General features: G+C 39.0%; 18 protein-coding genes. 8 read left to right on the top strand and 10 right to left on the bottom strand.

What is annotated here, in order from left to right; translation table 11 throughout:
• Nucleotides 1-90: 90 nt before the first annotated feature.
• From lhgO to HWV01_RS16335, 4 genes are all read right to left on the bottom strand, one after another.
• Nucleotides 91-1368, bottom strand: coding sequence for an L-2-hydroxyglutarate oxidase (lhgO, locus tag HWV01_RS16320; protein ID WP_211672546.1), 1278 nt, complete (start codon nucleotides 1366-1368; stop codon nucleotides 91-93).
• 22 nt (nucleotides 1369-1390) lie between these two features.
• On the bottom strand, nucleotides 1391-3523 hold the full coding sequence (locus HWV01_RS16325) for a TRAP transporter permease (protein WP_211672547.1): 2133 nt from the start codon (nucleotides 3521-3523) through the stop codon (nucleotides 1391-1393).
• A gap of 64 nt (nucleotides 3524-3587) precedes the next feature.
• Nucleotides 3588-4610, bottom strand: a complete 1023-nt coding sequence (locus HWV01_RS16330) for a TAXI family TRAP transporter solute-binding subunit (RefSeq protein WP_211672548.1) — start codon at nucleotides 4608-4610, stop codon at nucleotides 3588-3590.
• A gap of 402 nt (nucleotides 4611-5012) precedes the next feature.
• Nucleotides 5013-6362 carry a sigma-54 dependent transcriptional regulator gene (locus tag HWV01_RS16335; RefSeq protein ID WP_211672549.1) on the bottom strand — a complete coding sequence of 450 codons (1350 nt, stop codon included), beginning with the start codon at nucleotides 6360-6362 and terminating at the stop codon, nucleotides 5013-5015.
• A gap of 296 nt (nucleotides 6363-6658) precedes the next feature.
• Between HWV01_RS16335 and HWV01_RS16340 the strand changes: the two genes are divergently transcribed.
• The 4 genes from HWV01_RS16340 to HWV01_RS16355 all read left to right on the top strand — a co-directional run bounded on the left by HWV01_RS16340 (nucleotide 6659) and on the right by HWV01_RS16355 (nucleotide 10471).
• Entirely contained in the window at nucleotides 6659-7009 is a 351-nt protein-coding gene (locus HWV01_RS16340; RefSeq protein ID WP_211672550.1) for an ArsC family reductase, read from the top strand.
• Nucleotides 7010-7084: 75 nt separating this feature from the next.
• On the top strand, nucleotides 7085-8221 hold the full coding sequence (gene dapE, locus HWV01_RS16345; protein ID WP_211672551.1) for a succinyl-diaminopimelate desuccinylase: 1137 nt from the start codon (nucleotides 7085-7087) through the stop codon (nucleotides 8219-8221).
• A 395-nt stretch (nucleotides 8222-8616) separates the two neighbouring features.
• Entirely contained in the window at nucleotides 8617-9561 is a 945-nt protein-coding gene (gene ctlX / locus HWV01_RS16350; RefSeq protein WP_211672552.1) for a citrulline utilization hydrolase CtlX, read from the top strand.
• Nucleotides 9562-9619: 58 nt separating this feature from the next.
• Nucleotides 9620-10471 carry a dimethylarginine dimethylaminohydrolase family protein gene (locus HWV01_RS16355; protein WP_211672553.1) on the top strand — a complete coding sequence of 284 codons (852 nt, stop codon included), beginning with the start codon at nucleotides 9620-9622 and terminating at the stop codon, nucleotides 10469-10471.
• Nucleotides 10472-10508: 37 nt separating this feature from the next.
• Here the strand turns inward: HWV01_RS16355 and HWV01_RS16360 are convergent, their stop codons facing one another.
• Entirely contained in the window at nucleotides 10509-11129 is a 621-nt protein-coding gene (locus HWV01_RS16360) for a TetR family transcriptional regulator C-terminal domain-containing protein (RefSeq protein ID WP_211672554.1), read from the bottom strand.
• A 255-nt stretch (nucleotides 11130-11384) separates the two neighbouring features.
• On the opposite strand from HWV01_RS16360, the gene HWV01_RS16365 reads away from it, so the two are divergent.
• Both HWV01_RS16365 and HWV01_RS16370 read left to right on the top strand, forming a co-directional pair.
• Nucleotides 11385-12389 carry an ornithine cyclodeaminase gene (locus HWV01_RS16365; protein WP_211672555.1) on the top strand — a complete coding sequence of 335 codons (1005 nt, stop codon included), beginning with the start codon at nucleotides 11385-11387 and terminating at the stop codon, nucleotides 12387-12389.
• A gap of 517 nt (nucleotides 12390-12906) precedes the next feature.
• Nucleotides 12907-13947, top strand: coding sequence for a GMP reductase (locus HWV01_RS16370; protein WP_211672556.1), 1041 nt, complete (start codon nucleotides 12907-12909; stop codon nucleotides 13945-13947).
• A gap of 140 nt (nucleotides 13948-14087) precedes the next feature.
• Here HWV01_RS16370 and HWV01_RS16375 read toward each other — a convergent pair whose 3' ends face one another.
• The 3 genes from HWV01_RS16375 to HWV01_RS16385 all read right to left on the bottom strand — a co-directional run bounded on the left by HWV01_RS16375 (nucleotide 14088) and on the right by HWV01_RS16385 (nucleotide 16795).
• Nucleotides 14088-15545 carry a hypothetical protein gene (locus HWV01_RS16375; RefSeq protein ID WP_211672557.1) on the bottom strand — a complete coding sequence of 486 codons (1458 nt, stop codon included), beginning with the start codon at nucleotides 15543-15545 and terminating at the stop codon, nucleotides 14088-14090.
• The gene (locus HWV01_RS16380) at nucleotides 15546-16385 is read right to left on the bottom strand and encodes a hypothetical protein (RefSeq protein WP_211672558.1); all 840 of its coding nucleotides are present in this window, start codon (nucleotides 16383-16385) and stop codon (nucleotides 15546-15548) included.
• Between the two features lie 269 nt (nucleotides 16386-16654).
• Nucleotides 16655-16795 (bottom strand): hypothetical protein, encoded by a 141-nt coding sequence (locus HWV01_RS16385; RefSeq protein ID WP_211672559.1) that lies wholly within the window; start codon nucleotides 16793-16795, stop codon nucleotides 16655-16657.
• 109 nt (nucleotides 16796-16904) lie between these two features.
• On the opposite strand from HWV01_RS16385, the gene HWV01_RS16390 reads away from it, so the two are divergent.
• Nucleotides 16905-17750, top strand: coding sequence for a hypothetical protein (locus HWV01_RS16390; RefSeq protein WP_211672560.1), 846 nt, complete (start codon nucleotides 16905-16907; stop codon nucleotides 17748-17750).
• Nucleotides 17751-18272: 522 nt separating this feature from the next.
• On the opposite strand, the gene HWV01_RS16395 is transcribed toward HWV01_RS16390, so the two are convergent.
• Nucleotides 18273-19769 carry a hypothetical protein gene (locus tag HWV01_RS16395; protein ID WP_211672561.1) on the bottom strand — a complete coding sequence of 499 codons (1497 nt, stop codon included), beginning with the start codon at nucleotides 19767-19769 and terminating at the stop codon, nucleotides 18273-18275.
• A gap of 1166 nt (nucleotides 19770-20935) precedes the next feature.
• Nucleotides 20936-21586 (bottom strand): PEP-CTERM sorting domain-containing protein, encoded by a 651-nt coding sequence (locus HWV01_RS16400; RefSeq protein WP_211672562.1) that lies wholly within the window; start codon nucleotides 21584-21586, stop codon nucleotides 20936-20938.
• 369 nt (nucleotides 21587-21955) lie between these two features.
• On the opposite strand from HWV01_RS16400, the gene HWV01_RS16405 reads away from it, so the two are divergent.
• Nucleotides 21956-22816, top strand: coding sequence for a delta-class carbonic anhydrase (locus HWV01_RS16405; RefSeq protein ID WP_211672563.1), 861 nt, complete (start codon nucleotides 21956-21958; stop codon nucleotides 22814-22816).
• Nucleotides 22817-22846 lie beyond the last annotated feature (30 nt).

The raw sequence follows: 22846 nt of genomic DNA on the forward strand, positions 1-22846 counted from the left end.
AGTTAGACATATAATATATCGCCCTTATTAGAATCACTCAAGCAGCGATTAAACCTCGACTTAAAGGTAACGGTATTTTATCTACCTCGTTTAGCTTGCATCTGATACCAGCGTTAGGGACTTATCACGTACTTTATTACAAATATAATCACCAATTGGGATCGCAGACGTTGCTGCAGGCGATGGTGCATTACAAACGTGTAAACTGCGTGGACTTTCTGCGAATAAGAAGTCATGCACCAGGCTGCCATCTTTCAATACCGCTTGTGCACGAATACCCGCAGGGTAGTCTTCCAAATCCTTCACCTTCAATATCGGGCAGTACTTATTGACGAGTTTTAAGTAACCCGGCTTCCACCACGAATTTTTGGTTTCAATTAACCCTGTTTTTAAATTTTTTGCACTCACTCGCCAAAATCCAGGGAACGTAATCATGTCACAAATATCACGTAAATCTATATTTACTTTACCATAACCTTCTCGCTTCCATCCTTGTACCGCATTCGGACCTACCGTCACCGAACCATCCATCATGCGAGTCAAATGTACCCCCAAAAATGGCAACTCAGGATCTGGAATGGGGTAAATCAAATGATTCACAATATTGTTATGCTGAGACTGTAAACGGTAGTATTCACCCCGATATGGAATGATTTGAAATTCGGTATCAATATTCAGCATCTTAGTCACCCTATCCGCCATTAAGCCAGAACAGGTAATTAAAAATTTGGCGACATAATTAAGTCTCTCGAATGAATGCCCCAATAGCGATTTATTTTGACACTGAACGTTAATGTGATCACTGGTCTCGATTAAGTGAGTAACCTCAGTATCCATAACTATGTCACCACCGAGCACACAGAACTCTTCCGCCATTTTCTCCGTCACTAAGCGGTAATTAACGATACTGGTTGAAGGGACAAAGATAGCGCCTAATCCAGTAATATTAGGCTCTTTTTCAGCGAGTCCCGCTGCATCTAATAATTCAACGTCGATACTATTATCACGGCAGCGTTTATAAAGCGCTTCCATGCGTTGTAACTCTAATACATTGGTGGCAACCAATAGTTTTCCGCAGTTTTTAACCGGAATATCATGCTTATCACAAAACGCTTTAGTCGCAGCTACACCCGCCTTACAAAAATTAGCTTTCATACTACCCGGTTCATAATAAACCCCGGCATGGATCACACCGCTATTATGCCCCGTTTGATGTTGTGATAACTTGCCTTCCTTTTCGATTAATAATATCCGCTTGTCAGGTTCTCGCTGTTGTAATTGCCACGCAGTTGATACGCCGACAATGCCGCCACCGATAATAATGTAATCATAAACGCTATTATCATAACCCCCTGTAGTAAAAGTCATTTTCATTGTCCTTATCTTTACCTTAATAAACAACAGCAACGGCTGCAGAAGTCGTCACCACAGATTTATAACGGCGATTAGTGTAAATAAACAAACCAACAAAAGTCAGCATTGCAACAATTCTCACGACTAACGATAAATCAGGCCATGTCATTGCTAAGCCCAGTAATAATGACAAACCACGTAAGAAAATATTCAGTTCACTTTCTAAATAACCTTCGATACCAGCTATAAAGGCATAAGTACCTATGATGGCAAAAAAACCTACTGTGATAACCGTCATCACATCCCAGCTCACGAGTGAGGTATAAGCCATCAAAATCGGCACTAGATAAAGTCCCTTCGCGATCTTCCATGCTGTTAAACCTGTACGCATTGGCGGTGTACCTGCAATTGTCGCCGCTGCAAATGCAGTTAAACAAACAGGCGGCGTGACGTTACTGTCTTGCGATAACCAGAAGATAATTAAGTGAGCAGATAACAAGGCTAACGCTACTTGTTCTAGCCCTAACCCTTGCTCTAACAAAGTCCCCATAAAATCAACCGGTACTAAGCTTAATAAGGTTTCGGCTTGAACCTGTGACATTGGCTGCGTTAATGCTCCCATTTGCTCAGGTGCAGCTAGCATGAATATACCTTGCGCTTGTGCTGGTAGTTGCCCATCCATTAACATTTGAATTAATTGGCTTTCTGCTAATAAAGTATAGAGGGCTGGTGCCGATAGTGTCCCTAACACAATATAAGCCGCTGTCACAGGTAGACCCATACCGAGGATGAGTGACGCCAGTGCGATCAAGGCTAGCATCAGCATCAAGCTGCCATCCGCCCATTCGTTGATCATTAACGAAAAAGTATTTCCAACGCCAGTCGTACTAATGACATTAACAACAAGGCCTATCCCAACCAGTAATACCGCTGTTGTCGCCATATTACGAGCTCCTTGTTCTAAGGCTTCGAATACCGCTTTAACCCCCATTTTGTTGGGTGAAAACCAAGATGCAACAACCACTGAAATAATGGATAAACCCGCAGAATAAGTTGGCGTAAACCCAGAGACTAATAAAAAAACCAATACACCGAGTGGAATTAAGTTATACCAACCCGCTAAAAACACTTTTGAGAATGAATCGTCAGAGGCGGTGACTTGTTGGATGTTACTGCGCTTCGCTTCAATTCGAACAAAAAATGCAACAGAAAGAAAATAGATTAACGCAGGTACAACCGATACCGCTATGATATTTACATAAGGTACTTGTGTATAAGAGGCCATAATAAACGCACCCGCGCCCATCACTGGCGGCATGATTTGCCCTCCTGTTGATGCAGCGGCTTCAACACCGGCAGCAAATCGAGCAGGGAAACCAGCTTTACGCATAAGTGGAATTGTAATGACACCTGTCGAGACAGTATTCGCCACACTTGATCCAGATACAGATCCCATTAATCCAGAGGCCAATACGGCAATAAAACCAGGTCCACCAATCACCTTGTTTGCCGCCGCACGAGAAAGGTTAATAATATAATCACCTACGCCCGAACGTACTAAAAAAGCACCAAACAAAATGAACATGAATACAAAGCTCCAGCTGATACGCGAGATTGCTCCAAACATACCCTCTGAGCTATAAAAGCTACGATACAATAATGTTTCGACACTTAAACCAGGAAAATGAAACATACCTGGTACTAACTGACCCCACCACACCACATAGGTCAATGAAATCATAACAAGCATTGGAATAAACCAACCAATAGTACGGCGGATCAATTCCAATACAATGATAATAGCCATGATTGAAAATACCCAATCACTGGTAACAAAACGCACTCCACGTGCATACAACGCATCCTCAGCAAAGGGGATGTATGCTAAACAAGCAAGTGCCGCAAGCGCAATAATGATATCAACACCGAGTGCCAACTTACTGCTTTTTAGACTTTTATGTGCTGGATACCAAAGTGCACAAATAACGGAAAACCCAGCAAAGTGAGTCGCTGATGCCCATAATTCAGGGATCGTGGCAAACGTATTAAACCAGATGTGTAATATCGACAACACGACACCACACCCTGATATAAACGCGGTTACCCAGGGAAAATCAGTGCGGGTAACTGACTCAAATTGTTCTAATTTTTCTTCGACCTGCTTGTCCATAACAAATTCCTTGTTGACTGCTGCCATCACGACAACAGTCCTTATCAATATTTAATGTTGTTTGTTACAGCGCCGTTGGTAGCAATTCAGCAGGAATTGTTAAGCCGATTTCTTGGTAATAACGCACAGCTCCAGGATGTAATGGTACTGGTAAACCTTTAATGGCTTTCTCGACAGTCATCGCTTTCGTTGCTTTGTGGATACTGTTTAAGAAAGGTAGGTTTTCATAGATATTTTTGGTTAATAGATACACATCTTCTTCAGATACATCATCACGTACCGCTAAGAAGTTAGGCTGAGCAATCGTCGTCACGGCTTTGCTTTGACTTGGGTAGGTATTTGCAGGGATCGTAAATTTAGTCCACAACGGATATTCGCTGTTTGCTTGCTTAATTTGTTCGTCGGTAAATTGTAATAATGAGATTTCATCTCCCATCGCCGCAAATGCACGCGTAATCGCGCCCACAGGCATACCCGCTGGAATATTCATACCATCAATCGCACCATTTTGCATGGCATCGGTACTTGAGCTATAGCCTAAATACGCAAGGTTAAAACTATTTACATCGACGTTAACACCACTAATGATCTGACGGCCCGAGTGCTCAGTACCCGAATTTTTCTTACCGATTGAGAATTTTTTACCTTTTAAATTATTCAAATCACTCATTGTTCCCGTTTCAACTAACGAGCTGCGCACGACAAAATGTTCCACGTTTTGCCACAGCATACTGACTGAACGTAAATTTTTCTGTGGCCCCGTTTGTTTGAATTGTCCCTGCCCCTGCCAAGCCCATGCGCCATACAAACCTTGTAGAATAGCAAATTGCGCTTCATCATCACTCAGCAATTTGATATTTTCACCCGAACCAGCCGAACTAATCGCCGCCAATGAAAAACCATATTTAGGCTCAAGTTTAATCTTGCTCAACGTCGCGAGTGCGACACCCACTGGATAATAAGTGCCCCCCGTCGATGCAGTCGCTAAAATATAACTGCGCTTCTCTTCTGCAATTGCAGAGGTCGTAGCCAAACTAAGCAGTACACTACTTACTAATAATGATTTTTTTAACATTCCTTTAAACATGGGTTTTCCTTGTTGTTTTATTGTTACAAAATTGCATTGCATATCGTTTGTCAGCACAAGGCAATGTCATCACTTCCTTTATGAATGACATATAGCAACAACAGTGCCATAAAGTTAAGCCTTTGTTAACTCTAATTAAAACATTAAATTAGACGGTAAATAAGCAAGATCATGCCTATATGGCGATTTTTGATAAGCAAGAAACAGCGCATAGCCACAGTAAGTAGACAAACATCACATTAACAATATAAAAACATATTCCATTTATAATACGAGTTTAAAATATAATATAAGCAGGCAACAAACACATACTAAAGAGGTAATGGAAAAGCCGTAATGAATCATGTGAAATGAGATAGGTAGGATAAATAAGTGGCAATAAGCAAGATATTGCCACTTTGATTAAATATAGTCCGCTCGATGCAGGTCATACTTTTGCATTTTCTGATTTAAAGTACGGCGTGGTAAATCAAGTATATCCATTACCTCGATGATACTGCCTTTATGTAACCTCAACGCTTCAGCAATGACCTTCCTCTCAAAGTTTTGAGTTTGCATTGCGAGTGACAACTCGCTAGCGCTAGTATCAATAACTGAAAGCGGTTTAGTCACTAAAATATCAGCTACGGTTAACGACTCATCTAACGCGAAACGGGTCGCTACATTAATCAACTCACGCACATTACCAGGCCACCCATACGCCAATAAGGTTTTTTCATCCATACCAGATAACGGTTTTGCATTAATGCAGGCTAAATTAATGTAGTGCTCAAATAACAACAAAATATCCTCACCACGTTCACGCAATGGGGGTAAATATAACTGGGCAACGTTCAAACGATAAAAAAGATCTTGGCGAAATGCTTGATTGTCTTTCAAGCTTTCTTTGGCTGCGGCAATCACACGTATATCAATCGCAATCGATTTATTCCCACCGACACGCTCTATAACCTGTTCTTGTAAAATACGTAGCATCTTGATCTGCATGTTAATAGGCATACTTTCTACTTCATCTAAGAATAGTGTACCTTTATCAGCATATTCTAGCTTACCCACTCGCTTTTTTATTGCGCCAGTAAAGGCACCAGCTTCATGACCAAATAGCTCGCTTTCAAATAATGCTTCAGGAATAGCGGCACAATTTAAAGCAACAAAATCTCCATTCGAGCGTGTGCTCACTTTATGTAAACAGTCGGCAACCAACTCTTTACCACAACCAGTATCACCATAGATAATGACGTTGGTATCTATCTTGGCAATCTTAACCAGTTGTTGGCGTAACTCAACCATCCCCGGACTAGATCCAATCAGGATCTGATCTAAACCCTGTGCCTGCTGTAAGTATTCCTCACGCTTATTCGCACCAAGTTGTAACTGGCGTTTTTCAATTGCACAGCCAACAGTTTCAATTAATTTATCGGGATCGAAAGGCTTTTCCAAAAAATCAAAGGCACCATCACGTAATGCATTCACAGCCATATTTATATCGCCATGACCCGTCATCAGAATAATCGGCATTTCAGAATTGTTCGCCAATAATTGCGGCAACAGCGCTAAGCCAGAAATATCAGGTAAACGCACATCAGAAATCACGATACCTGGAAAGGTTGTTGGTATGAGGCTTAATGCCGACTCGCCATCTGCACATTCGATAACATCATAGCCAGCTAGCTGTAGTCGTTGACTAATCGCCAAACGAACAATCTCATCATCTTCAATTAAAGCGACTTGAATAACTGATTGTTGTGACATAAATAATCTACGTCCTTGTATAAATAAACAATGCAGACAGGGTAAGAAAAACAGTGTCGATTGAAAAGGAGCTAGCTCGCAAATTACGACTTGAAGGCCCCACAAGTCCAAGAACAGTCAATTAACCTTTATTCAGCCATTCAGTCGAATCGTGTTTTATTATTTGATTTCGCTTGGGACTACCTTCATTCGATTTTCCCTATGGGAGGCGATCAGAAATAGCATCTTGAAGTAACTTAGGTATATACTGGGCGACATAACGTTTTAAAGAAAAAACCACGAAAATAGGAATTGAAATGACGACTGTGATGTACGGAATTAAAAACTGCGACACCATTAAGAAAGCCAAAAAATGGTTAGAAGCAAACGAACTGGAATTCACATTTCACGATCACCGCGTTAACGGTTTAGATAAAGCACAACTGATCAGCTGGTGCGAGACTCTGGGTTGGGAACAAGTGCTGAATAAACGTGGCACCACTTACCGCAAATTAACCGATGAACAAAAAGCAGGACTAACAGAAGCAACTGCTATCGAATTGTTAATTGAACAGCCAGCGATGATCAAACGTCCAATTCTTGAAGTAGACGGCCAACTGACCTTAGGCTTTAAAGCCGATACTTACGCTGCACTATTCGCTAAATAATATATAAAAAGTACTTGCAGCACTGGCGGCTAAAGTAAGCCAGTGCTAAAAATATGCTGTAAAAAGGAATTACTCATGTCAGACAGTTTAGTATTACAACTTGCTAAAGATCTACTTAGTCGTAAATCTGTGACACCCGAAGATGCCGGTTGTCAGAAAATGATCATCGAACGCCTTGAAAACCTCGGATTCACTATCGAAACCATGGTATTTGAAGACACGACTAACCTTTGGGCTCGTCGCGGTACCACAGCTCCGGTATTTTGCTTCGCCGGTCATACCGACGTTGTACCAGTAGGTAAAATAGAAGATTGGGATACCGACCCGTTCGTACCCACTATTATTGATGGCTATTTACACGGTCGTGGCGCAGCAGACATGAAAGGTTCTATCGCATCATTCTTAGTCGCTGTCGAAAACTTCGTGAACGAACACCCAGATCATCAAGGTTCAATTGCATTATTGATCACCAGTGATGAAGAAGGCCCGTTCATCAATGGCACAACGCGTGTGATTGATACTTTAGAAGCGCGTAACGAAAAAATTGACTGGTGTATTGTGGGTGAACCATCAAGCACCAACAAAGTCGGTGACATTGTTAAAAATGGTCGTCGCGGTTCTTTAACCGGCGACATCGTCGTGAAAGGTATTCAAGGTCACGTGGCTTACCCACACCTTGCCGAAAATCCAATTCATAAACTCGCGCCTGCATTATCTGAACTAAGCCAAGTGGTTTGGGATCAAGGTAATGACTACTTCCCTGCTACAACCTTACAAATCACCGACATCCGTAGTGGTGCAGGTGCAAGTAATATCGTACCAGGTGAAGCAACTTGTCAGTTTAACCTGCGTTATTCTACCGAGCTGACTGCGGATCTAATCAAATACCGCATTGAAGGCATTTTCGAAAAACACGGTTTAAATTACGAGATCAGCTGGATCCACAGTGGCCAGCCCTTCTTAACAGAACCAGGAAACTTGCTAAATGCTATTACTGATTCAATCCAGGATGTATGTGGTTATGCGTCAGAGCTGTCGACATCAGGTGGTACATCAGATGGTCGTTTCATCGCACCAACGGGTGCACAAGTTGTCGAATTAGGCCCTGTAAACGCGACTATTCACAAAGTGAATGAATGTGTGAAGATTACAGATATTGAGCAATTAGCGGAAATATACGAGCAAACGCTGGTTAAGCTACTCGCACAGTAACAATTAACGCTAGCAAAATGATGGCTTGCTATCACCCTAATAAGCCATCACTTATTCCGCCAACATGATTTTTTTATGAAATAATAACCTGTATTCTACCCAGTTATCACCTAAATACCCTCATATCATCCGCTAGTAACCATATAAAAAACCGATAACCCCATCACATTCCATAACAAATTTTATATTTTATTAACAAACAGTAAAACTCAGTATTTACAATGCATTAACACATTTCATATACTCATAGAGGCATTTTTCAGTGCAGTGAAATGGTGTTCTCATACTCTCCGTTAATTGACTTTAATCAATCTCTGGCATATTGTTTATGCAGTTGCATAGTTTTGCAGAATGAATAATTTGTTAATGATATTGTTTTAATAAAAGGAAGTTGTATGGCTTTAATCCAAGCGCCAAATTCAGTTGTAATGGTTCGACCGTGGAAATTTTTCTCGAATCCAGAAACCGCAGTTGATAATGCATTTCAAAAAACCGGACTCGATGAGCAAGACTCACTTGAGTTAGATCGCACTGGCATATCACTACAAGCAAAAAACGAATTTGATATCGTCGTAGCAGGATTAAACGAAAATGGCATCAACGTCCACGTATTTGATGACTTTGGGGAAAAAGAAACCCCAGATTCAGTATTCCCGAATAACTGGTTCTCGACCCACAGTGGTGGTCATGTTGCATTGTACCCAATGTTTTCACAAAACCGCCGACGTGAACGTCGTAGTGACATTATTGAAATGTTAAAAGCCAATTATCGCGTACAAGATGTTATCGACTTCTCTGGTTTAGAGTGGGATAACCTATTTCTTGAAGGCACTGGCGCGATGGTATTAGATAACGTTAATCGCATCGCCTACACAGCTAAATCAAACCGTTCTAACGAAGTGATCCTTGAACGCTTCTGTACCACGTTCCAATACGAGCCAATGGCGTTTGAAACGGCTGATGCTACAGGCACTGCGATTTATCATACCAATGTGATGATGTGTGTTGGCTCTAAATACGCCCTTATTTGTTTGGACATGATCCCAAATGAAGCACGTCGCGAAGCGGTTAGACAGCGTTTAGAAGAATCAGGCATTGCAGTAATTGAACTGAGCTTTGACCAAGTTGATAACTTTGCTGGTAATGCTATCGAACTCACAGGCAATGGCAGTAGTCACTTGGTTATGTCACAACGAGCGAGAGATGCTTTAACAACCGAGCAAATTTCACGCATCGAACAACATTCAAAGATACTAAGTTTTAGCGTGCCTACTATTGAGTTAGCAGGTGGTTCGATCCGCTGCATGATCGCAGGGATCCACTTAAGCCCACGAACGTAAAAACACATTTAGCAGTAACAAAATATAGAAGATATGGCTTATGGAAAAGGAAAAGGTTATGGAAACCAGTTATGTAAAATCAGCGACAGGTGAATTGAAGCAAGTATTACTTTGTTCTCCTACTTACCTTAATCTTTCACCAATCAACAAAATTGCTGAAGATTGGTTAGAAAAAGGCGAGAAGATTAATCAACAAAAATGCTTAAGCGAACACCAACAGTTGATTGATATCTACGAGCAAAACGGCATTAATGTCGAAGTACTTACGCCGACTGAAAATTTATCAAGTCAAGTATTTGCCCGTGACTTTGGTTTCAACATCAAAGAAGGTTATGTACTAGGCCGTTTTAAAGAAGAAATTCGCCACGCAGAAAGCCTGCTGTATGCAGAAAAACTCGCCGAGCTTGGTGTACCAATCATTGCCACTTGTCATGAGGGTGTATTAGAAGGCGGTGACTTCTGGCAGCTGGATGAAAAGACCTTAGCCATTGGTACGTTACAGCGTTCTGATGAAAAAGGCATCCAAAGTATTCGTGAACAGCTTGAACCATTAGGTTATACGATTATTTCGGTTAACTCGAAACCAGAATACCTACATCTCGACATGATCTTTAATATTGTCGGTGAAAAGACTGCCGTGACTTATTACGACGGTTTACCACAAGAATTCAAAAATTACCTTGATGAAACGGGCTATGACCTGATTAAAATTGAAGAAGAAGGGGTGTTTAAGCACTTCTGTAATCTACAAGCATTGGGTAACAAGCGTATTATTTCGTTAAGTGCAAATACAGCTGTAAACGCGCAATTACGCGAACGTGGTTTCACTGTATTTGAACTGCACTCTACCGAGATTTTGAAAACCGGCGGTGGTCCACACTGCATGACGTTCCCATTAGAACGCCACTAACAATTAAGACGGCAGTGTGTATTCGATAAGATCTGCGTTAAACTTTTTCTAACGAAATAGACAAGATCGAAGACGCACTGTCGATACCGATATTGACCAGTTCATTATCTTTGAATTTGTACGAGGCCATGCTGCCTTCTAACCATAAACCATCAATTAATGCATTGATTTTTATGGCTAGTACTTCACATTCATGGTGATCAACTGAAATGTCTTCGGTGGCTAATGCATCACGAATTAACGGTTCTAAAATTTTGGTTGTTTTAGCATATTCATTAGTACGAATGGCTGCCATTTCAGGGTCGATGTACGTCATCGGCAAGAAGTTGGCCCATAACAATACGGTACGTGGTGACACGATAGGCTCTGATAGAGTCGCTTGAATAAAGTGCTGTAATCGAGTTTTGGCGCAAACGTCTTGGTCGTTAATTTCGCACCTAGCATTGACGTACATAATCTCGAGTAATGCCGAATACGCCGCACGGATCAGTTCGTCTTTACCAGAAAAGTAAAAACGGATCAGACCGTTGGTCACGTTCGCATATTCAGCCACATTACGTACAGTGGTTTTTTGTAAACCTTCGTTAGCAATGCAATCAAGTGTGGCATTGATTAACTCTTGTTTACGGTTTTTACCTTTCGTTCCTTTCGCTGGCATAGGCAGGTATTTAATCCGTATTTAAGTATAAGGTGAGTCTATTCGACGAAAATTAATCATACCCCTAGGGCGTGATGCTGGCAATTTATTAAGCTAAACCGAATAAAAATAGCACTTAACCCGATGCACATAACTGATGTGTATCTCATTATTAAACGTATTAGATAAACCACTCATTGATTGTTGTAATCATGAATGTAATGGAAAAATTCGATTTTTCTCTTTTACCTTAGACGGAATTTAACAAGGATCACCATGATTGTTTTAGAGATAAAAGATATTAAAGCGGTAATTGCGAAAGTTGGCTACCAAGACTTTTTTGCACAGCTTAATGATACATTGACTGAAGATTATAAAAATTGGCACGACTTTGATAAATGTCCACGTGTTGCCAACCATGTTGACGATGGTGTTATCGAATTAATGCCGATTTCTAATGCTGAAATGTACTCGTTTAAATATGTAAATGGCCACCCAAAAAACCCAGCACAAAACAAAATGACAGTAATGGCGACAGGTCAACTATCGTTAACTGAGACTGGCGAACCACTTATGTTCTCTGAAATGACCTTGCTTACGGGGTTCAGAACGGCAGCAACATCAGCAATGGCAGCGAAGCATCTAGCCAAAAAAGATTCAGAAGTATTAGCGTTAATCGGGACTGGCGCACAGAGTGAATTCCAGTTCTTAGCATACTCGTTCATCTTTGATTTAAAAGAAGTACGTTACTTTGATACTGATCCTGCAGCAATGCTTAAATTTGAACAAAACATGGCCCGTTTCGACATTCGCCTAACACCATGTAAAGACGCAAGAGAAGCTGTTCAAGGTGCAGATTTAATTACCACGTGTACAGCAGACAAGAAATACCAAACGGTATTAACCAAAGACATGATCAGCAAAGACGTATTCATTAACGGTCTTGGCGGTGATTGCCCAGGTAAAACAGAAATTGAAAAAGAGTTAGTAGAAAGTGCAACAATTGTTGTTGAATACCTACCACAATCACGCATTGAAGGGGAGATCCAACAACTGGGTCCTGACTTTACCTGTACTGAACTACACGAAATTGTGAAAGGCGAGAAAACGCTGAACGTTGCTACAGACGGCACTATCTTGTATGACTCAGTAGGTTTTGCATTGGAAGATTACTCAGTACTACGTTTGATCTATAAGCTGGCTAAGCAGCATAACATCGGCAGCGAAATGGAATTGATCCCTGAACTGGATGATGTGAAAAACTTATTCTCGTTACTATAAACGGTATATACCCTGTTAAAAAATAGCTCCCTAGTCTGTCGCGGCTAGTTGGTCGTTATTAATAGTTGATAAGCCTTTGGCCAAAACACCCACGGTAAGCACTGTAATGCCGTTGGGGTTTTGGCCTTTTTTGTTTAACCAGCTATTACATTCTCCTGTTTAAAATATAGTCCTAATTCGCTTAAAAATTATTTTCATTATTTTAAAAAAAATTAAACACCGTCTAGACCCGCGTAAATGCTGACTCCAAGGTCAAGAAAACAATGTGTCCGCACTTTCAACCCAAAATAAAGCCTTTACAAGATAACAACCCTTGGACTAGTATCTACCCGTATAAGCGCGTTGGATAAACGCGGCTTACCCGCACACACGATTCGCTTGTACCGCTTAAACTAAAATCCTTATAATTTTTTGCACAGTACCATCCAGAACCCATTGAATTAGGGTTTTCCTTGCGCCTGCAATATACCGTAGCGTAAGAATAAGAGCCTGTGCAAACAAACAGAAGATAGATGTCATGCGTATAGAACAAGAATTGAAGCTAGGTTTTAAAGATGTACTTTTCCGCCCAAAACGTTCAACTCTAAAGAGTCGTTCACAAGTAAGCTTAGAGCGTACATTCACTTTCCCTAACAGCAAGTACACTTGGACAGGTGTACCAGTTATTGCTGCAAACATGGATACTGTAGGTACATTTGAAGCGGCAAAAGAACTTGCTGCACACAAAATGTTAACAGCTGTACATAAGCATTACACTGTTGCCCAATGGAAAGAGTTCCTAGAAGCAAACCCAGAAATCTTTGACCATATCTTTGTATCTACTGGTACATCAGATTCAGATTTCGAAAAACTTCAACAAGTTCTAGCATTAGATGAGCGTTTACAGTTTATCTGTATCGATGTAGCTAATGGTTACTCAGAATTTTTTATTAATTTCGTACGTAAAGTACGTGCAGCGTACCCTTCTAAAACGATTATGGCTGGTAACGTAGTTACTGGTGAAATCACAGAAGAACTTATCCTGTCTGGCGCAGATATCATCAAAGTTGGTATCGGCCCAGGTTCAGTATGTACAACACGTGTTAAAACAGGTGTTGGTTACCCACAACTGTCTGCAATCATCGAATGTGCAGATGCTGCACACGGTCTTGGTGGCATGGTGGTTGGTGATGGTGGTTGTTCTTGCGCTGGTGATGTTGCTAAAGCATTCGGCGGCGGCGCAGACTTCGTTATGCTTGGCGGCATGTTAGCAGGTCACGACGAAAGTGGCGGCGAGCTGTGTGAAGTTGATGGCAAGAAAACGAAGAAATTCTATGGCATGAGCTCTACCACTGCGATGAACAAACACGCAGGTGGTGTTGCGAAATACCGTGCTTCAGAAGGTAAAACTGTAGAAGTACCTTACCGTGGTCCAATCGAAAACACTGTTTTCGATATCCTAGGTGGCGTTCGTTCGACTTGTACTTACGTTGGCGCAGCATCATTAAAAGAGCTAAGCAAACGAACTACCTTTGTCCGCGTACTTGAGCAAGAAAATAACGTATTCGGTAAAGAATAAATTAGTTATTAAATATGTAGGTCTAGAACTACATATTTAAGCTAACAAAGGCGAGCATTGATATGGGCATGTCCATTATAATGCTCGCCTTTTGCGTTATGGAGAGAAGCATTATTTTTATTACCATTAAAAATAATTATTTAACCCAACATAAAATCATCTAAGTCTGAAATACTTTTAATTATTTTATCTTCAGGTACATGATGTTCACGAGCAAGATCAACACTAAGTTCCAGCAAATTAGCATTGTTTTCAAGATCAAATGCAGCGTCAGTGATACTCGTTAAATGTTCAAATTTAGATTCAATGCTTTTAAATACTTTTAGCTCTTTAGCGTTTAAGCTACTCGAGAATTCACTGACTCTCTTTTGAAATCCATTGATAATTTTTTCATCTGAACGTTTGATTAGATCAATGCAAAATTTAGCCGCCATGGAACCAACTAAAGCACCCACTACAGGTATTGGTATTAAAGTTTGCCCAACCATTGACGCTAAACCGACTGCAGCAGACTCTCCACATACGAGTAAACTCAGATCAATAAACTCATCAAGTCCAAGCTCACCACTCTTATATTGCATTGATAAGCTGCCAACCCCTTTGGAAGCTGTAACCACGGCACCAGCGAATGGTGCCGACATTGCTGCATAATTTGTTAAACCATAAAGAGCAGCACCTGAGAAGCCACCAATTAACGAAGCTTTCCCCATATCAATACCGAGTTCTTTCCAATCGGATTTGGAGAACTGCCCTTTGAATAAGTTTCTACCTTGTTTATGCTTCTGATAAACATTACTAACAAAACTTACCCCAGCACCAACCACTGCACCGCCTAAAGCAGCGTTACCCATTTCACCTAGGCTTTCTTTGTATGCATCATCAGCTTTTATATCAGCTATTTTTACATCATTTTCAACTTTTAAATCAGCATTATGCTGTTCTAAAGTTCCATCAGCTCTATATAACTGCACTTCGTCATATGTAGAGTTCCCAGGTTGTACAACTTCATTAAATGATTTACCAGAAAGAGCTTCAATCGCTCCAACTTTTTCCTTAATGGCATTTATAGTTGTTAGCTTAACGCCGTCAACTGACTCACCGTCTAATATTTTCTGTATCTGTTGATGAGTATCTTTGGGGATATGGTAATACGAGCCATCTCGACCAAATTGCTCGTACTTTTCCATGTGGTCCATCACATGTTTTAGATTATTATTTAAACCATTAATAAACTTAGACTGAACTTCTACCCCATCTATGATGTAGTCTTCTGGGGCGATTCTTCCAACGCCTTCAAAGGTAGCGCTAAAGTCTGTAGCAGCTGTAACCTGCTGATTAAGTGCTTCCTTTGCATTTCTAATTGCAACTTCGATTTTTTCAGCGACTTCACCATGCTTAGTATCCATTCGCCCCAAAAAGTTGGATGGATCTTTTAGCTGTTCTTTAACTTCATCAATTTGCTTAATCGCGAATAAAAGAGCTTTATCTTGTTGATCTATAGCCATATTCATCGCTTGCTGACGAGCGATTTCCATTTGATGGGACAGTGATGCTAAAAGCTGATCTTGAACTGAAACTTTATCTTTAAGTACTGACATCTAAATACGTTCTTTGATCATTAAAGACAATCCGTTGATGTGGTTAATTAGAGCTCCGAGTTTCCCTTTCTGCTCAGCATCAAACTTCAAGTAATCGCTAGGAGCATTAGCCCTCAATAAGCAACAAAGTTCTAAACACCCTAACGAATGTTTCTCTGTTAATTTAGAACAAGCCGAAACTTTAATATTCATCGTTTTTAACTTAGATGTTTCAATTCTGATTTTTTTAATTTCTTTTTCGGCTTTATCTGCAATGTCTTGATTTTTACTACGGGTAAATAAACCTGCCCCAGCTAAGCTAACAGCTCCGATTCCCCAACCGATAGGACCTGCTAATGCTAAAAGAGTATTACCAGCAGCCATACCACCACCTCCAGCAGCAAGAGCACCACCGCCTAGCCATGCTAACGCAGCATTTGTTGCAGCTGCGCCACCTAAAGCTGATATAGCAGTACCAGTAGATGCTGCACCAAATGTAGTCGCAACAGCCATTGCAGCTGTAGGTGCAAACATAGCTACACCAGCTCCAGCCATCGCCCCACCAATTCCACTTTTACCTATGTTTGATTTTTCATATTCTTCATTGAGAATTTTAATTTTGTTATTGAACTCTTTTATATCCGCCTTAAATACATTAAATGCTTTATCAAATTCTTTTGGCGAGTTTGCAAGTGTATTAATATAGTTTTCGATTGCAACAAGTGTGTCGACACTGCTTTGTTGTCTAATTTCAAAAAGTTTAATAGAGTTTTTTTCGATTAATTTCGCTTGAGATTTATATGCTCTTTCTGCTGATTCCAGTTTCGCTAAGGCTGATTTACGCAAATCATTTTTTAACATTAATATTTCACTGATTATTTAAATAATACCGCATACAATAACACTTAACGTTAAACAAAGTAGTTAATTACGCTTAAATAACAGTGAATTATAGATATTTCATACACTTTGACATTGATATTTACATATATACATAAAGTGATATAAATAAATGTGACTACGTAGCGATTTCACTCTAAATAATTTATTATTCTAATTAGTATTCATATAATCTTGTACGCCAAATAGTGTAAATTAGTTGGTGCAATAAAATTACACCAACTAAAAAACTATTTACCTTTAGGTGGATTATTCCCACGACCTTTACCAGAAACGTTCCCTGTAGTACTTGGTCCATTTGGTGGACGTGTTGACGATTTTGGTGAAGTTGGCTTTGCTGCTGTTGTTTGTGACGTAGTATTTTTAGACATGGTATTTCCTTATATTATATTTTAAATTAATCCCCCGCTTGGGACATGCATAAGTTAACAAAGGTGCTCGGGACAGCTAGGGACAAAATCACATTGAAAAGGATTATTTGTGAGTTATTTTGATGATGCAGATAAAAGGCGAACTAAAGAGCTTCAAAAATCAATCAAACAAACGATTGCTTTACTTGGCTGGAGCCTGAAAGATTTTGTAGGTAAGTACATGATTGAAACCCATGATTATGTTGGAGAAGAAGATATTAATCAGTTCTATGAGACCGTCCGAAAACAGATGGAACGTGACTCAACAAGTAAACAGTTGTTAGTTAAATATCATTCTTTTTTATTTTCCACAGATGAATATAAGAAATTACGAACAATATCAGATAACTCTTCTACGCCTCACAGTTATCCATTAATGAATATATCTGAAACACCTTATGAATCACCTTCAAATAATCCAAAGGAAGAAGAAAGAGACGTTCTAAGCATGGCAATTTCGTATGCAGAAATGATGGGGATTTGTTGGGATTTCACCTTAATAAAGAATGACTTAGTAACTTACGACTCAATATTAGAATTCGATGGACCTTTTTATCTTGTCGTTTATCAATGTGATTTTGGCTTTAATGGTGGTAATGGTTGCCGTGGTGTTGGAATAATTGAAATCCAAGAAAAGCGTCGTCTATTTGGTGGTTTTTTCATTACAGATAAAAAATGTGAGCTTGACTTCGGTGGTGCAAGATTCTCTCACGTTGTTGGTATGAAAGAAGGTGAACTTATTATTATGGTCAAAGACTTTGATTCACTTGACCTTCAGGTTGGACAAACCCTTTTTGCCAAAGTAATCTTATCCAAAAATATTGATAACTCAAATGAGTGGAAAGTTAAGTCTAAAGAATATATTCATAAAGATTTAGCTACTGACCTTTATAAGTTAGAATCAGGTTACACATAAAAATTTAACCATTTATATTTCTGACTCTAACTACAACTTTGATTTAGCCAAACGATAGCGATAAAGCCAAATTAATTTTCATTTTGTAAGAAACTTTCTTACAGCTTAAAAATAGTAGTTACTGTAAATGCACGAAAATAATAACGTGTACTTGTTTTTTGCTATTTCAATGTATGATTTTGTTCTTTTAAGTTACTGGACTACATAGAGGCCATATTTCAAGGTGTGGTTGTTTTGACACGGTCTAGAACTGCGTATTTAAGCTAACAAAGGCGAGTATTGATGTGGGCATAGTCCATTATCATTTTCGCCTTTTTGTTTTTTGGAATTTGAATAGATTTTATCTAAAGTGAAAAATCAGATGGTTTTCATACTCCAGTATTGATGATAATAATATGAGGTACACGATACTTGCTCTGGAGAATACATTAATACTAGAATCATACACAGTCCCAACAATAGGCCAATCACAAGACCTATTATTGATGAACTACTTGATATTAAACTTATATCTTTATATCTTTATATCTTTATATTTTTATCGCTAAAAAGAATATTTTCAATATTAATTAATTTATCACTACCAATATCACTTCCTGAAATGGTCGTATGGCCAGAACTTGATGTATTGGTCGTGTAACTCCCTGACACCCCTGAAACCTTATACGTATCATTACCCTGACCACCGTCGATTACATTATCGGCACTGTTACCTTCGATTTGATTGTCTTGCGCATTACCTAAAATATTCAATGCTTCATTGCCTACGATTTTAACATTCTTAAAATATTGTGATTTAAATGTGTACTTTTCATTCGCATCATCAGAACGAACAAGTTTAAACTCATTTGTACTGAGGTTTTTATTAATGCCAACACTGTCTAAACGCACTGTAAATTCATGGAACTTGGGCAAAAATTCATTTGCAAAAACGAAACCATTCGCATCTGAAGGTAATGTTTCACGAGTAATATATCGGTAATTATCCATCCCTTCATACTCATCTCTAAAGCCTTCATACATACCATAGTAAGCATCTGCAACAGCAGCAAAATATTCATGAGAAAAGGTTTGCCCCATAACATGCTCACTAGGTATATTTTTAGGTATATCATCCCCACCCCAGTCATCATCCCACTGAGCCTTACGCTTTTGATCATTAGTTGCTCCATTCCCCTCAGGACTCCAAATGGAGCTTTTATTTATATAATCGTTCGAAGCATCCTTATCATCATAAATATATAGCCCTGTTATTGGATTAAATTTCCAATCCTTATAAATAGACAAAGCATGATCAATTATGCGTTTTTGTAATCCACCATAATTACCATTAGAAGTTAGAGGCGAAATGCCGTGGGCTTGAACAAAATGTAGGATTTCTTCTACTGACGCATCTCTAACCTGACCTTTTCCATATCCAGTAAAAAATGGGGCTTCACCTGGATAAATAGTTTCGTCGTAGCCAAGAGATTGGGCTCGTACAATCCAATCATACTTTTGTAACAAATCCGAGTTTCCTACAAGTATTGGTATGTAAGAATCTTCATCAATACCCGATAGTCTATGATCGCCAGTTGCTTTTAACTCATCAATAATTTTCTGAGTTAAATCCCCTACTTTTCCTTCCGTTGCAGCAAGATTTAGAGCAGCGCCTCTATCAGCTATTGATTCTGCTACAGCCTGCTTTGTCAATTCAGTATTCTCTCCAGTTTCTGTCAAGAAAGAAATAAGAATACCTATAGCATAACGAAGATCTTCATCACTTTCATTTGTTGCCAAGATAGTTATAGCTTTACTCTTGTTGCTAGTAAGTGGAAGCTGTATGAAGTAGTCATAACCAGCATCCTTAGCTATTTTAAACTCAGTAGGGAATACAGTATTAAACGGTTTATTGAAATCATATGTAACCGCACTTATTAGAGTTGGAGTTGGAGCAGGGGCTGGAGTTGGGTCAGCTGAATCTCCACCTCCACATGCTGTTAATAATACTGTGGTAGCAAGAAGTGATATTTTTTTCATATGATAGGCCTACGACTAATTAACTAAGTAAAAATACATTGTAAAAAGACATTAAAACAAATACCACAAGAGCACCCTTAAAATTTATTAAAAATCTATTAAAAATCATAATGGTGCAACAAGGATCACAAACTATCATTTAACAACTGTACGATATTGAGATAATTGAAAATAACATCAACCAACACCTCACAAAACCTTAGTTAAGCTTGTTATATATCTTGAAATCTCTTTGATATATATAAATACTACTCATCACACAGAAAACAATGTTTTGACGAACACTATGCACATGGAGTGAGAAACTTAGTGAATAATCGTGACCAGCTGTCAGGACAGTTTTATGAATGATTGAACAACAAATCTTACACACACTTACACACGCACTCTTTACAAACAGCAACACCACTGTAACTTAGATGCAACACAATGAATTAATTTAGGTTGGACTTTAATGGGCAGTATACTAAAATTTCTAGTTATATCTCTATTAACGACTTTGCTAGCATCATGCGCCTACCATGAATACGATCCATCGAAACCTGATGAATATGCTAAATATTGGTGTGAATCTGAGAACAGAAATAATTCCATATTTTCTGCTCTTGATTCTAACCATGAACGATCTGTTCTTGATTCTTACCGTGGACGAAAAGATCCAGCTCAAGATGATTGTGATAAATACTTTAAATAATATCGTTATATCGCTAAGGTAACAGCAACAAGATAGAACCTAAAAATGCAGGTAATCTATAAGACTTGTTGAAGCAAAAGCATCGACATACCTAAAGAGAACGAATACAGCTAAAGCAGCCAATAAATTTGTGATCAAGGTAACTTTAAATAGGTTTATCATGAACAGCCCTTTTAGAATATAACATTTGTATAGCAGGTCATCTCGATTCCCACATCAATCGGATATTAAAATCGACACTAAGATAATGTGCGTTCCTGTTATTTATTTTCAAGTCCGGTTAATAATTAACAATGAAAAATATATAACTGATTCTATTATTATTTTAATTTATAGCAAAGGAAAAAAAGGCTGTTTTGGTAAACCGTGATGAACTTATAAATATGCAAATACCATATGTTAATAAGAGCCATTAATGAAGAAGGTCGATGTTCACGTTACGCTGACACTGAAATAAATGCATAAAAATCAGTTAATCCGTTATGCGTATTTTTCTACGCCCTGCAGCAAAAAATACGATGCCAATACCTAAAAGAAACAAGATAGATGGCTCAGGAACTTCGTTTGCGGTATAACCTATGATGTTATCAATAGAGAAGGCTGCTCCACCGCCAGAAAATTCAGCATGAACTAAATTTTGAAAGGCATTAGAGACTGTAAATAGTTCAAAGTCATCAACGCCGTTACGGCCATCAAAAATACCGTCCAACACAAAATTTTCTGAGACATTAATCCCTAGGTCAGTAATACCATCGAGTGTTATTGCGCTTGCATTTGCCTGTCCGTCTCTCCAAAACTCCGCACCGTCAAACTGGGAAATCTCAAACGTGTCGCCGGAAATAGAATCCACATTGATGGTAAAAGACCCATTATGCACAAAAGCAACCTGTGTGCCGTTGTTTGTATACAACACCTCATCATTCCCAAGATCAATATGGCCGTTCCCATCTCTGGAAAGCACGAAATCATTGGCTACAAAACTGTTAACAATTAAGTGTGTATTATGAGTAACAGCAACATCTTCGAAATCAATGATAGTTGCCATAGCAGTGGCTGCCATGCCGCAAAAACTGACTACAACAATAGAATTTCGTAAGAAACTCGCGATCTTTTTAATTTTCATATTCAGATCTCCTAAAATATTGCTTGAGAATTATGTGAAATATAAATCAGTACTAAACTACCTTTAAGCACGTATCATTCCAATGCAAGCAACCTGATGTTTTTTATGTTATTTTAGTGAATTTAAAGAACGGTATATCGTTATCGGTTTATTAGGTGTAAAAAATACTGACATGCAAGAAGTGGGGAGCAGATAGAGATAGAATTGATGCATTATGTGTGTTGGTAGGTAAATGGGCTGACACATAGTTTTAGAACTGAGTATTCAAGCTTGTCCGATATCTTGAAACCTCTTTGATATATTAATACTCTTCGTTACACAGAAAACTATTTTTGTATATTTTAACTTTTGATTAGTAAAAGGATAAACATGGATAACAAGACATTAGTATTATGTACCATAGCTGCATTTTCCCCACTTTTTGCAAGTGCAGCTTCTGAGCAAGAGGTTACTTCTCATGTTTCAGATAAACAAATAAAAGAACAAAGATCAGCTTTAGCAACCAATACTCAGAGTAAAGGCTTCGGTCCTCAGTCACCACGTGATATTGACCTAATACAAGGCCGAAACAAACAAGTATTTTCACAAGCGCCTGAATACACAAAAATGAACCTCTGTAATATCCATTTTCATAAAAATGCAGAGCATAAAGGCGGTGAGTTTACCCAGTATGCAGGTAACGGAGACGGTCAAGGCTATCACAGCGGTTATAAATACTCTGGTATATTAACCCAACAAGAATTATCTCCACTTAAATATGAAGTCGGTGCAAGTAAGCACGGTAGTTTATACCCTGGCGATACTATTGAAGCTCACTATGTCTATTCAACTGCTCAAGTGAGCCCTGGTCCAACTTTAGGCTCATGTTTCAGTGATACAAATAAAAACCCACAACTTAGAGTTGAGACTCAAGTTTACGTACTTGTTAACGATCCAGAAGCGAACAACTTTATTGAGTTAACTAAGTTAGGTATGACCAATGGTGTTAATCAAGCAGTCAATATTCCAAATAATACAGGTACTCCAGTACAGTATGCAGGTTCAACAACTGGACCGAGTTATAACGAAATAGGCTCTCCTTTTCAGGTTAGCTGGAGCGTTCGTCCACAAATAATGAAGGTGAGTATAAATAGCGTAGGTACGTGGCTAAAAAACAATGTTTTTGACGAACATTATGCACATGGAGTGAGAAACCTAGTGAATAACCCTGACCTGTTGTCAGATCACTAACCTCAATTCAGTTTAAGCTATTTGCATTAA

It is taken from the genome of Moritella sp. 5 (assembly GCF_018219455.1).
Lineage (GTDB): Bacteria > Pseudomonadota > Gammaproteobacteria > Enterobacterales > Moritellaceae > Moritella.